This is a genomic window from Streptococcus oralis, from assembly GCF_024399415.1.
Classification (GTDB): Bacteria; Bacillota; Bacilli; order Lactobacillales; family Streptococcaceae; genus Streptococcus; species Streptococcus oralis_CS.
Window position 1 is genome coordinate 55,642 of sequence record NZ_CP029257.1, and the last position, 12,744, is coordinate 68,385.

General features: G+C 43.3%; 9 protein-coding genes. 7 read left to right on the forward strand and 2 right to left on the reverse strand.

Annotated features, from left to right (window positions below):
• The first annotated feature begins 171 nt into the window (after nt 1–171).
• Nucleotides 172–1,470 carry an adenylosuccinate lyase gene (purB, locus tag DG474_RS00285; protein WP_096408786.1) on the forward strand — a complete coding sequence of 433 codons (1,299 nt, stop codon included), beginning with the start codon at nt 172–174 and terminating at the stop codon, nt 1,468–1,470.
• 54 nt (nt 1,471–1,524) lie between these two features.
• On the opposite strand, the gene strH is transcribed toward purB, so the two are convergent.
• Entirely contained in the window at nt 1,525–5,556 is a 4,032-nt protein-coding gene (gene strH / locus DG474_RS00290) for an LPXTG-anchored beta-N-acetylhexosaminidase StrH (RefSeq protein WP_255778262.1), read from the reverse strand.
• 302 nt (nt 5,557–5,858) lie between these two features.
• Nucleotides 5,859–6,575, reverse strand: a complete 717-nt coding sequence (locus DG474_RS00295; RefSeq protein ID WP_001007181.1) for a GntR family transcriptional regulator — start codon at nt 6,573–6,575, stop codon at nt 5,859–5,861.
• 321 nt (nt 6,576–6,896) lie between these two features.
• Here DG474_RS00295 and DG474_RS00300 point away from each other — a divergent pair, with 321 nt between their 5' ends.
• From DG474_RS00300 to DG474_RS00325, 6 genes are all read left to right on the forward strand, one after another.
• Nucleotides 6,897–8,684 carry a glycoside hydrolase family 35 protein gene (locus DG474_RS00300; protein WP_255778263.1) on the forward strand — a complete coding sequence of 596 codons (1,788 nt, stop codon included), beginning with the start codon at nt 6,897–6,899 and terminating at the stop codon, nt 8,682–8,684.
• Nucleotides 8,681–9,157, forward strand: a complete 477-nt coding sequence (locus DG474_RS00305; RefSeq protein ID WP_000156968.1) for a PTS sugar transporter subunit IIB — start codon at nt 8,681–8,683, stop codon at nt 9,155–9,157. Before DG474_RS00300 ends, DG474_RS00305 begins: the two co-directional genes overlap by 4 nt.
• Nucleotides 9,158–9,183: 26 nt before the next feature.
• Nucleotides 9,184–10,089 (forward strand): PTS mannose/fructose/sorbose/N-acetylgalactosamine transporter subunit IIC, encoded by a 906-nt coding sequence (locus DG474_RS00310; RefSeq protein ID WP_255778264.1) that lies wholly within the window; start codon nt 9,184–9,186, stop codon nt 10,087–10,089.
• A complete protein-coding gene (locus DG474_RS00315) occupies nt 10,076–10,897 on the forward strand; it encodes a PTS system mannose/fructose/sorbose family transporter subunit IID (RefSeq protein WP_000185287.1) in 822 nt (273 codons plus the stop codon). The genes DG474_RS00310 and DG474_RS00315 overlap by 14 nt, the downstream gene beginning before the upstream one ends.
• Nucleotides 10,898–10,900: 3 nt before the next feature.
• Nucleotides 10,901–11,305, forward strand: a complete 405-nt coding sequence (locus tag DG474_RS00320; RefSeq protein WP_000045700.1) for a PTS sugar transporter subunit IIA — start codon at nt 10,901–10,903, stop codon at nt 11,303–11,305.
• Between the two features lie 271 nt (nt 11,306–11,576).
• Nucleotides 11,577–12,743 (forward strand): SIS domain-containing protein, encoded by a 1,167-nt coding sequence (locus tag DG474_RS00325; RefSeq protein WP_255778265.1) that lies wholly within the window; start codon nt 11,577–11,579, stop codon nt 12,741–12,743.
• Nucleotide 12,744 lies beyond the last annotated feature (1 nt).

Sequence of the window (12,744 nt, forward strand, 5' to 3'; positions counted from 1 at the left end):
AAAAGCAATATAAAAGCAATATAAAAGAAAGGAACAAGGGTACTCGTGTTCACCAAAACTGAATACGGGCTACGGACTTGGTCAAAAAGATAGTTTTTCCTAGAAGCAGTCGCTTCTTCGTCAAAACTCCTATTTTGACTGTGTCCGCTTAACGCCCTTAATATCATAATCATGATTAACCGTTACTCTCGCCCTGAGATGGCGAATATTTGGAGTGAAGAAAATAAATACCGTGCTTGGCTTGAGGTGGAAATCTTGGCTGATGAGGCATGGGCTGAGTTGGGGGAAATCCCTAAGGAAGATGTGGCTTTGATTCGCGAAAAGGCGGACTTTGACATCGACCGTATTTTAGAAATTGAGCAGGAGACTCGCCACGATGTGGTGGCTTTCACGCGTGCGGTTTCTGAGACGCTTGGTGAAGAGCGCAAGTGGGTCCACTATGGTTTGACTTCTACTGACGTGGTGGATACGGCCTACGGATACCTCTACAAGCAGGCCAACGACATCATCCGTCGTGACCTTGAAAACTTCACCAACATCATCGCTGATAAGGCTAAGGAGCACAAGTTCACCATCATGATGGGGCGTACCCACGGTGTGCACGCTGAGCCGACAACTTTTGGTCTTAAATTGGCGACTTGGTACAGCGAAATGAAGCGCAATATCGAGCGTTTCGAGCATGCGGCTGCTGGTGTGGAAGCTGGTAAGATTTCTGGTGCGGTTGGTAACTTTGCCAACATCCCACCATTCGTTGAAAAATACGTCTGCGACAAACTCGGTATCCGTGCTCAAGAAATCTCTACACAGGTGCTTCCTCGTGACCTTCACGCTGAGTACTTCGCAGTTCTTGCCAGCATCGCAACTTCTATCGAGCGTATGGCGACTGAAATTCGTGGTTTGCAAAAATCTGAGCAACGCGAAGTAGAAGAGTTCTTTGCCAAAGGTCAAAAAGGGTCTTCAGCCATGCCTCACAAACGCAATCCTATCGGTTCTGAAAACATGACAGGTCTTGCGCGTGTCATCCGTGGTCACATGGTGACGGCCTATGAGAACGTCGCTCTCTGGCATGAACGTGATATCTCTCACTCATCAGCAGAGCGTATTATCACACCGGACACGACCATTTTGATCGACTACATGCTCAACCGTTTTGGAAACATCGTCAAGAACTTGACGGTCTTCCCAGAAAACATGATCCGTAACATGAACTCAACTTTCGGTCTCATCTTCAGCCAGCGTGCTATGTTGACCTTGATTGAGAAAGGTATGACACGTGAGCAAGCTTACGACCTTGTTCAACCTAAGACAGCACACTCTTGGGACAACCAAGTAGACTTCAAACCACTTCTGGAAGCAGATCCAGAAGTGACATCACGCCTGACTCAAGAGGAGATTGATGAAATCTTCAACCCAGCATACTACACCAAACGAGTAGAGGATATCTTTGAACGTATCGGACTTGGTGACTAATCATAACAAAAAGCGAGATTGAATCTCGCTTTTTTGTATGCTTATCGAAGAGGTTTAGTCTTCTTTTCTCTTAGTCAGTCCGTAGGCTGCTAGAGTCGCCATGAGGCCTGCTGCGACCAAGCCTGCAGAGTCTTGACTTCCTGTTGCAGGGAGTTGTTTTTCATCTGCTTTGGCAGTAGTTGGTGCAGTTTGCTCAGCTTTCTCAACGGCAGTGCCGACTTCAACGATTTGAGTGACGGCTTCCTGTGTTACCACGCTATTGACAAGAGTTCTTTCTTCTTTGCCATCAGCAGTAGTACTTACAGAGTAGAAGGCAGTACGGTGGCCGTTAGCTCCTTTAGTAACAACTTGCGTTTGTCCTTTTGGTAATTGAGGATTTTCACGTGTCACAGTAGTGAATGGAATTTCTTCCTCTTGAATGTCCAGTCTTGGTTTTGTTTCTGCGGTTGGAGCAAGACCGTGTTCGTCCCCTACATGGGTTACAAGAGTTCCGACTTCAATAACTTGGGTCACTGCTTCTTGGGTCACAAGGCTATCTACAAGAGTTTTCACTTCCTTACCGTCAGCACTAGTGCTCACAGAATAGTAATGACTGCGACGACCGTTAGCTCCTTTAGTAACGACTTGAGTCTTCCCTTTGAGCAAGAGTGGATTTTCACGTGTCACAGTAGTGAACGGAATCTCTTCTTCTTGGATATCTAGTCTTGGTTTCGCTTCGGCAGCTGGAGCAAGACCACTTTCATCCCCTTTGTGGGTAATAGGGGCACCGATTTCAACCACTTGGGTTACAGGTTCTTTGGTTACTTGGCTATCTAGAACGGTTTCTGTTTGTTTACCATTTTCAGTAAGGACAGAGATGTAATGAGTGCGTTCACCATCTACACCTGGTGTGACAATCTTTTCTTGCTTAGCTGGGAGGTTCGGATTTTCTTTTTTGGTAACCTCAAATGGAATCTTTTCTGCTCTTGTGATGAGTTCCGGTTTGGTTTCAACATTGGCAGCTAGTTCATTTTCATCGAGGCTTCCTGAGTGAGTTGCCGCTGGTTTGAGGCCTAGGCGGGCTGCTTTGAGCTTGGCTACGAGAGCGTCTAACTCGGCTTGTTTGCTGCGATTGAGGTTGTAGTTGAGAGCCTCTTTAGCTGCATTTAAAGCATCAAGACTTTCTTTGCTGTATCCTTCCAAGTTAGTAGGAATTTGAGCAAGCTCCTCACGGAGAGCATTGTAGTCAGCGCGGAAGTAGTCTTTGTTGTGATCTGCGAAGGCAGTCATGAGTTCAAAGATTTCTTCTTCCTTGTACTCGGCACTTGGTTTGTCTGCCCAGATAGCAAGCATACTACCAATAGTAGGAAGGTCAACCTCTGGATACTTGGTAGAAGCAAGCTGGTTAAATGGCACTTTACCAGAGTTTTCAAGTGCTTTTGATAGTGGATAGGCTTCGTCAGGTTTGTGATTACCTAAAACATAGTACCAGTCTCCGTTGGTATTGAGAAGTTTGTAGCCTTTGCTTGCCAGATACTGAGGAGTTGCAAGGTTATAGCCCCACCATCCTTTAGACCAGTAAGAGATGATGACATCCTTGTCAAACTCAACATCATCCTTGTCCTCGTAGTAGAAACCATCGTTGAAGGCCATCGGTTGAAGGCCTCTTTCTTTGGCCATGGCAGCAAGAGTGTTGGAGTACTCAGCAAACTTGCCATAGAGATTGTAGTATTTCAGATAATACCAACCTTGAGCGTTGGTAGCGTCATTAGCGTATTCGTCTGTACCGTAGTTAAAGATCTTAGTCTTGCCTGCAAAGAAGTCCATGTACTTGCCGATAAGGGCTTTTGTAAAGTTCATCGCTTCTTCATTTTCAAGGTCCATGGTTGTTTTAGAGACCTTGTCAAAGTTTGCTTGAGGATTTTGGATACCTAATTTTTCCATAGCGACAAGCATGGCATCCATGTGACCTGGGCTGTTGATCGCTGGGATGAGTCCAATCCCTTTTGATTTTGCGTACTCAATCAATTCAGTGATTTCAGCCTGACTAAGAGTGGTTCCGTTTGGATCATCGTAGTAAGCTTTTGTTCCTTCGATGATGGCATTTTTGACATCGTCACTTGCATAAGTTTTGCCGTTAGCTGTGATAGTCATGTCATCAAGTAGGAAGCGAAGTCCATCATTTCCTAGGAGGAGATGCACATCAGAATATCCAAGTTCACTAGCTTTATCAATGATACGTTTGAGTTGTTCAGCTGAGAAGTACTTACGTCCAGCATCGATTGAGATCACCTTGTTCTTGGCAAGTTTTTCAACTTCGCGTTTCGCGTCTTCTTCTTTTTGAGCTTCTGGTGTGAAGGTCAAGTTGCTAACAGCTTCTTGGAGTTTCGCGATTGCTTGGTCAATGGTGTCCTGTTGGGCACGGCTGAGGTTGCTATCGAGTGAGCGAATGGCTTTTTCAGCTTCTTTGACAGCTGCGACACTTTCTGCAGTATAGCGGTTAAGGTCTGTCGGGACTTCTTTCAGAGCTTGCTCAGCAGATTCATAGTCGGCAGCAAAGTATTCAGCATTGGCATTTGCGAAGCTACGCATGAGTTTGAAGAGGCGTGATGGAGAATAGCGTGCTGATGGAGTATCTGCCCAAGCAGCTACCATACCACCGATGAACGGAATATCTGCTCCTTCAGATTTTGGTACAGAAGTGATTGGAGTGTTCTTGATTCCATTGAGCCCTTGGTCCAGGTTGTACCAGCCTTGGCCGTCGGCATTTCGTCCGAGAACATAGTACCAAGCATCGTTGGTATTAAGGATTTGGTGGCCTTTTTCAACTAGAAGTTTAGAAGAAGCGACGTCGTATCCGCCCCATCCACCAGTCCACATAGAAACGATGATGTCTTTGTCAAAGGTTCCAAAGCTAGTGTCGCTATTGTAGTAGATACCATCGTTAAAGGCCATTGGTTTGAGGCCGTGAGATTTGACGATGCGAGCAAGGTCATTGGCGTAGGCGATAAATTTATCATAACCCTTATCCGGGAATCCATCTTCTGGATACCATTTATAGGCCTGAAGAACGCTCCAGCCTTTGGCGTTTGTAGCATCATTGGCGTACTCGTCTAGTCCGATATTGAAGATGTCAGTTTTGCCAGCGAAGTAAGCAGCATACTTGTCGATCAGAGCTTTGGTAAATGCAACAGCCTCCTTGTTATCAAGGTCAACGGTACGAGCGGATTCCTTACCAAAGTAGTTGAAGTTCGGTTTTTGGATGCCTAGTTCTTTCATGGCATGCAAAATCGCATCCATGTGACCAGGGCTGTTTACAGTTGGGATGAGACCAATGCCTTTGTTTTTAGCGTAGTTGATCAAGTCCGTCATCTGACTCTCTGTTAAATGGTTGCCGTTTGGATCTTTGTAGTAGGCATCGGTTCCGTTTTCAAGTGCACGTTTGACATCGTCACTTGCATAGGTTTTGCCATTGGCTGTGATTGTCATGTCGTCCAACATAAAACGCATGCCGTCATTTCCAACTAGTAAATGAAGATCAGTATAACCGTAGTGTTTGGCTTTGTCGATGATTTCTTTGAGTTGGTCTGGAGAGAAGTACTTGCGTCCAGCGTCGATTGAGATCATTTTTCTTTTTGCCAGTTTTTCATTTACCTGAGCTGCTCGTTCCGTGCTAGGAGTGGCTACTGCAGGTGTGACGGCTTCATTTTTCTTTTCTGAAGGAGTGCTTTCAGCAGGAGTTTCAGCTGGGGCAGGGCTTTCTTTCTCGGCAGTAGGAGATGGAGCAGCATTTTCTGTCACAACTGGTGCGCTTGACTCTTCTGTTTTTGGAGTAACTGTTCGAGGAACCTCCTGGTCTTCTTTGACCTCCTCTTTTACAGGTTTGTCAGCCTTTTCTTCCAGTTTTTCTGGAACCTTGGAGTCTACAGCTTCTTTGACTGCTTGTGGACTCTCCTGAATCGTTTGGACAGTTTCTTCAGCTGTTGGAGCTGGAGTAATTCCGTCGGCAGATACGACTTGGGCGCTAAAAGCAAATCCTATAAGTACAGAAGCCGCCCCAACCGCGTATTTACGGATGGAGAAGCGCTGTTTCTTTTCTAGTTTCATGACAAAACCTCCTTGTTATTACCATATATGATAGCGTTTACATAAAACCAATTTTATTTTATTATCTAAGGAGTAAAATGTCAAGTGGGTTTATATAAGAACTATAATAAATAGAGGAAATCATAAGATTTAGGAGAAATTTGCTAATAAGGGATAAAACAGAGGAAAAACCAAACGAAAATTTAACTTGTTTTTAGTAAAAATGCTACTAATTAAATAAGAGCCCTTCATAGCGTTTTCACAACTTCTTTCTCGTGCTATAATGAATAGAGAAAAAGCCTGAGCTAGGCTCAGGCTTTTTCTTAATGACCTCGGTTACATGAGATGAATTTGATTTTGTAGTAGTCTGCTCGCTTATATGTTTCACTATAGGCAAGGACTTGGCCAGTGGCCTCAAGTTTTGTAGTCTTCGTTTGGAAGACAGTTGGGAATTGTGTATCGATTCCGAGTACAGAAGCAGCATGCTCTGGTGTTGGGAATGCGATTTCGTTGATTTCCTCAAAATGTTCATCACTCATGTGAATGCGGTAATCCAATTTGAAACGTGTATAGATAGAGCTATAATAGTCAAGATTTGGATAGTTGGCATTGATGTATTGCTCAGGAATATAAGATGTGTGGTAGATGTATGTTACGTCGTTTGTCTGACGAATACGTTCAATCTTATAGTAGAATTGATCTCCACGTAGTCCAAGTTTATCTAAATATTCAAGTTTGTTTCCGCGCTCGATAGAAAGGACAGTAACTTTATCGTCTTTTGTTTCAAAGATTTCAACATCTGAAAACTCAACGAGTTTGTGCTTGCGGGCACGTGAAACGAAAGTACCTTTACCTTGTTGGCGGACAATGTAGCCGTCTTTAGCAAGGTCGTTCAAGGCACGGACAACTGTGATTGAACTCACATCGTACATCGCGATCAATTCGGCTTCTGTATAAAATTTATCTCCACTTGCAAATTGACCAGAGATGATTTTGTTTTTTAATTCATCTTTAATATATTGGTATTTAGGAATAGCCATAAATTTCACCTCGATTCTCTTTCTCCAATTTTGATTTTACCACAAATATAAAGAAAAGAGTAGTATTAAGGTCAAAAAATTAAAATAATAGACTAAAAATGTTATTTTACATGTAAAAAAATTCATTTGATGTTCTTGTGAATTATCATACATAAAAAGATCGTTTTCATGCTATTTTTAGATAATTTCGGTAAACGGTAAGTAAAAAAATAGAAAAATTTTAAATAATTTTCTAAAACCTATTGACAAATGCAAAAGATTTGATTATAGTTAATATTATAATAAATGAAAGCGCAAACTTAATTCGTCAGAGGTAATAACATGACCAGATTTAAAATTGAGGACGATTTCTATTTAGACGGAAAACCGTTCAAGATTTTGTCCGGCGCCATTCATTATTTTAGGATTCCAGCAGAGGATTGGTATCATTCTCTCTATAACTTAAAGGCGCTTGGCTTTAATACAGTCGAGACCTATGTGGCTTGGAATTTACACGAACCTGTTGAAGGGGAGTTTGATTTTGAAGGTGCCAGAAATTTGGAGAGATTTCTTCAAATTGCACAAGATTTGGGTCTCTATGCCATTGTACGCCCGTCTCCATTTATCTGTGCGGAATGGGAATTTGGTGGCTTGCCGGCTTGGCTCTTGACCAAGGACGTGCGAATTCGCTCGTCCGACCCGGCCTACATCGAGGCTGTTGCTCGCTATTATGACCAATTATTGCCAAGGCTTGTGCCTCGCTTGCTGGATAATGGCGGAAACATTCTCATGATGCAAGTCGAAAATGAATATGGCTCTTATGGAGAAGATAAGTCTTATCTACGAGCGATTCGGAAATTGATGGAAGACCGAGGGATTGATTGCCCACTCTTTACTTCAGATGGCCCATGGAGGGCTACTCTGAAAGCTGGAACCTTGATCGAGGACGACCTCTTTGTGACAGGAAACTTCGGTTCTAAAGCTCCGTACAACTTTTCACAGATGCAGGAATTCTTTGATGAGCATGGCAAGAAATGGCCCCTCATGTGTATGGAATTCTGGGATGGTTGGTTCAACCGTTGGAAAGAACCCATCATCACACGGGATCCTAAAGAATTGGCAGAAGCTGTTCGAGAGGTATTGGAGCAAGGCTCTATCAACCTTTACATGTTCCATGGTGGTACAAACTTTGGTTTCATGAATGGTTGCTCGGCTCGAGGGACTCTGGATTTGCCACAAGTCACATCTTACGACTATGATGCCCTTCTCGATGAAGAAGGAAATCCAACTGCTAAATACTTAGCAGTCAAGAAGATGATGGCAACCCACTTCCCAGAGTATCCACAGTTGGAACCACTCTATAAGGAAAGCATGGAGATAGGGTCCATTCCATTGGTCGAGAAAGTTTCCTTGTTTGAAACCCTGGATAATCTCTCTAGTCCTACTGAGAGCCTCTATCCAAAAGCGATGGAAGAACTTGGTCAAAGTTATGGCTACCTTCTCTACCGCACTGAGGCAAGTTGGGATGCAGAAGAGGAACGCCTCCGTATCATTGATGGACGTGACCGAGCTCAACTTTATGTAGATGGTCAATGGATTGCCACTCAATACCAGACAGAGATTGGTGAAGATATCTACTGTCAAGGCAACCGAGAAGGCTTTTCAGAAATTGACATCTTGATTGAAAATATGGGGCGTGTCAACTACGGTCATAAGTTCTTGGCAGATACGCAACGTAAAGGAATTCGAACAGGTGTCTGCAAGGATCTACATTTCTTACTGAATTGGAAACAATATCCACTGCCACTGGATAATCCTGAGAAAATTGATTTTTCAAAAGGATGGACAGAAGGACAACCAGCCTTTTACGCTTTCGACTTCACCGTTGAAGAGCCGAAGGATACCTACTTAGACTTGTCTGAGTTTGGTAAGGGAGTTTCCTTTGTCAACGGGCGTCACCTAGGGCGTTTCTGGAACGTCGGCCCGACCCTCTCACTTTATATCCCTCATAGCTATCTCAAGGAAGGTGCTAACCGCATCATCATCTTTGAAACTGAGGGCGAATATAAAGAAGAGATTCATTTAACTCGTAAACCTACACTAAAACACATAAAGGGGGAAAACTTATGACAATTGTAGGATGCCGTATCGATGGACGTTTGATCCACGGTCAAGTAGCCAATCTTTGGGCTGGAAAACTAAATGTTTCACGCATTATGGTTGTAGACGACGAAGTTGTTAACAACGATATTGAAAAGAGTGGTTTGAAACTTGCGACACCACCAGGTGTGAAACTCAGTATCTTGCCAGTTGAGAAAGCAGCAGCAAATATCCTTGCTGGTAAATACGATAGCCAACGTCTCTTTATCGTTGCACGTAAACCAGACCGTTTCCTTGGTTTGGTCGAAGCAGGTGTTCCGCTTGAAACACTCAACGTCGGTAATATGTCTCAAACACCAGAAACTCGCTCTATCACACGTTCTATCAATGTGGTAGACAAGGATGTGGAAGATTTCCACAAACTAGCAGAAAAAGGTGTGAAACTCACTGCTCAAATGGTTCCAAATGATCCAGTTTCAGACTTTTTGAGCTTATTAAAATAGGAAAAAATTTTTAGGAGGTCATTGTTATGATACAACCGTGGCAAATTTTACTTCTCACTTTGTACTCAGCTTATCAAATCTGTGATGAGTTGACAATCGTTTCATCTGCAGGTTCCCCTGTATTCGCTGGTTTCATTACTGGTTTGATCATGGGAGATGTGACAACTGGTTTGTTTATCGGTGGTAGCTTGCAGTTGTTCGTTCTCGGGGTTGGTACCTTCGGTGGTGCTTCTCGTATCGACGCAACTTCTGGTGCGGTTCTTGCAACAGCATTCTCTATCTCTCAAGGTATTGATACAGACCTTGCGATTACAACAATCGCTGTACCAGTAGCAGCACTTTTGACATACTTCGACGTTCTTGGACGTATGACAACTACTTTCTTTGCACACCGTATTGATGCTGCGATCGAACGCTTTGACTACAAAGGTATCGAACGCAACTACCTACTTGGTGCGATTCCATGGGCTCTTTCTCGTGCCCTTCCAGTATTCTTCGCTCTTGCTTTTGGTGGAGAATTCGTACAAGGTGTTGTAAACCTTGTTAAAGAATACCAATGGGTTGCGGACGGTTTGACACTTGCAGGACGTATGCTTCCAGGTCTCGGATTTGCAATCTTGCTTCGTTACCTTCCAGTTAAACGTAACCTTCACTACCTTGCAATGGGATTCGGTTTGACAGCTATGTTGACTGTTCTTTACTCATATGTAACAGGTCTTGGTGGAGCTGTTTCGGGTATCCTTGGTACTCTTCCTGCTGATGTTGCTGAAAAGATTGGCTTTGCTAACAACTTCAAAGGTTTGTCTATGATCGGTATCTCTATCGTAGGTATCTTCCTTGCAGTTGTTCACTTTAAGAACAGCCAAAAAGTAGCTGTAGCAGCACCTTCTACACCATCAGAAAGTGGGGAAATCGAAGATGACGAATTCTAATTACAAACTTACAAAAGAAGATTTTAATCAAATCAACAAACGTAGCTTGTTTACTTTCCAATTAGGTTGGAACTATGAGCGTATGCAAGCTTCTGGTTACCTTTACATGATCTTGCCTCAATTGCGTAAAATGTATGGGGATGGAACTCCTGAATTGAAAGAAATGATGAAAGTTCATACTCAATTCTTCAATACTTCACCATTCTTCCACACAATTATCGCTGGTTTTGACCTTGCCATGGAAGAAAAAGATGGTGTGGGTTCAAAAGATGCCGTTAACGGTATCAAGACAGGTTTGATGGGACCATTTGCTCCTCTTGGAGATACAATCTTTGGTTCACTTGTACCTGCTATCATGGGATCTATCGCAGCAACTATGGCTATCGCTGGCCAACCATGGGGTATCTTCCTTTGGATCGCAGTTGCAGTTGCTTATGACATCTTCCGTTGGAAACAATTGGAATTTGCCTACAAAGAAGGGGTTAACCTTATCAACAACATGCAAAGTACTTTGACAGCTTTGATTGACGCTGCATCTGTACTTGGTGTCTTCATGATGGGTGCTCTTGTAGCAACAATGATCAACTTTGAGATTTCTTACAAATTGCCAATCGGTGAAAAGATGATTGACTTCCAAGACATCTTGAACTCAATCTTCCCACGTTTGCTTCCAGCAATCTTTACTGCCTTTATCTTCTGGTTGCTTGGTAAGAAAGGTATGAACTCTACTAAAGCGATCGGTATCATTATCGTTCTTGCAGTAGGTCTTTCATTCATCGGTAAATTCTTGCTTGGAATGGGCGCATAATTTATGAGTAAATCATTAATTTTGGTGAGTCATGGTCGTTTCTGTGAAGAACTTAAAGGTAGCACAGAAATGATCATGGGTCCACAGGACAACATTCATGCAGTGGCCCTTCTTCCAGAAGATGGTCCAGAAGAATTTACTGCAAAATTTGAAGCTGCTATCGAAGGATTGGATGATTTCCTAGTCTTTGCGGACCTTCTCGGTGGAACACCATGTAACGTGGTAAGCCGTTTGATCATGGAAGGTCGCGACATTGAACTCTACGCAGGGATGAATCTTCCAATGGTGATTGAATTTATCAATGCCAGCCTTACAGGTGCAGATGCGGACTACAAGAGCCGTGCTGCAGAAAGCATTGTGAAAGTCAACGACCTGTTAGCGGGCTTCGATGATGACGAAGATGAATAATACTCTTCGAAAATCAAATTCAAACTACGTCAGCGTCGCCTTGCCGTAGATATGTGTTACTGACTTCGTCAGTCTTATCTACAACCTCAAAGCAGTGCTTTGAGCAACCTGCGGCTAGTTTCCTAGTTTGCTCTTTGATTTTCATTGAGTATAAGATGTGACAACGTGAAAATCGTTAGAACAGCTTGTATAGAATATACATGGGAATGGGAGTCACTCCCATTCCCATATTTTCAATAGGAATGAAACAATAATAGATTAGAGGAACTCTATGCTAAATTACACAAAAGAAGAATTACTTGAACTGGGTGCAGAAATCACGACTCGTGAAATCTACCAACAGCCTGATGTATGGAAAGAAGCTTTTGAAGCCTATCAAGCAAAACGAGAAGAAATTGCAGCCTTTCTACAAGGAATCGCTGATAAGCATGACTATATCAAGGTCATCTTGACGGGTGCTGGTACTTCTGCTTATGTGGGAGATACCTTGGTGCCTTACTTTAAGGAAGTCTATGACGAACGCAAATGGAATTTCAATGCCATTGCGACAACTGATATCGTAGCCAATCCAGAAACCTATCTGAAAAAAGATGTGGCAACTGTCCTTGTATCCTTTGCTCGTAGTGGGAATTCGCCTGAAAGTGTGGCGACGGTTGATTTGGCGAAAGCCTTGGTGGACGACCTTTACCAAGTGACCATTACTTGTGCAGCAGATGGTAAATTGGCTCTTCAAGCTCATGGCGATGACCGCAATCTTTTGCTCTTGCAACCAGCTGCTTCCAATGACGCTGGATTTGCCATGACTTCTAGCTTTACGTCTATGATGCTAACAGCTCTCTTGGTCTTTGATCCTACAGAATTTGCTGTGAAAGCTGAACGTTTTGAAGTTGTGTCTAGCCTTGCCCGCAAAATTCTAGACAATGCAGAAGATGTTAAAGAGCTGGTTGACCTCGACTTTAACCGCGTTATCTACCTGGGTGCAGGTCCTTTCTTTGGACTTGCTCATGAAGCTCAGCTCAAGATTTTGGAATTAACAGCTGGTCAAGTGGCGACCATGTATGAAAGCCCAGTCGGCTTCCGTCACGGTCCAAAATCATTGATCAACGAAGATACCGTTGTTTTGGTCTTTGGTACAACGACAGACTACACTCGCAAGTACGATTTGGACTTGGTTCGTGAAGTGGCTGGTGACCAGATTGCTCGTCGTGTTGTGCTTTTGAGTGATCAAGCCTTTGGTCTCGAAAATGTCAAAGAAGTAGCCCTTGGTTGTGGCGGTGTCTTGAACGATATTTACCGTGTCTTCCCTTACATCGTTTATGCCCAACTCTTTGCCCTATTGACTTCACTCAAGGTAGAAAATAAACCAGATACACCATCTCCTACTGGCACTGTAAATCGTGTGGTACAAGGTGTGATCATTCATGACTATCAAAAATAAG

What these genes read in the sequence shown, in the direction of transcription:
- purB (WP_096408786.1), top strand. Translation starts at nt 172, where the DNA reads ATGATTAACCGTTACTCTCGCCCTGAGATGGCGAATATTTGGAGTGAA.
- DG474_RS00310 (WP_255778264.1), top strand. Translation starts at nt 9,184, where the DNA reads ATGATACAACCGTGGCAAATTTTACTTCTCACTTTGTACTCAGCTTAT.
- DG474_RS00315 (WP_000185287.1), top strand. Translation starts at nt 10,076, where the DNA reads ATGACGAATTCTAATTACAAACTTACAAAAGAAGATTTTAATCAAATC.
- DG474_RS00300 (WP_255778263.1), top strand. Translation starts at nt 6,897, where the DNA reads ATGACCAGATTTAAAATTGAGGACGATTTCTATTTAGACGGAAAACCG.
- DG474_RS00325 (WP_255778265.1), top strand. Translation starts at nt 11,577, where the DNA reads ATGCTAAATTACACAAAAGAAGAATTACTTGAACTGGGTGCAGAAATC.
- DG474_RS00320 (WP_000045700.1), top strand. Translation starts at nt 10,901, where the DNA reads ATGAGTAAATCATTAATTTTGGTGAGTCATGGTCGTTTCTGTGAAGAA.
- DG474_RS00295 (WP_001007181.1), bottom strand. Translation starts at nt 6,575, where the DNA reads ATGGCTATTCCTAAATACCAATATATTAAAGATGAATTAAAAAACAAA.
- strH (WP_255778262.1), bottom strand. Translation starts at nt 5,556, where the DNA reads ATGAAACTAGAAAAGAAACAGCGCTTCTCCATCCGTAAATACGCGGTT.
- DG474_RS00305 (WP_000156968.1), top strand. Translation starts at nt 8,681, where the DNA reads ATGACAATTGTAGGATGCCGTATCGATGGACGTTTGATCCACGGTCAA.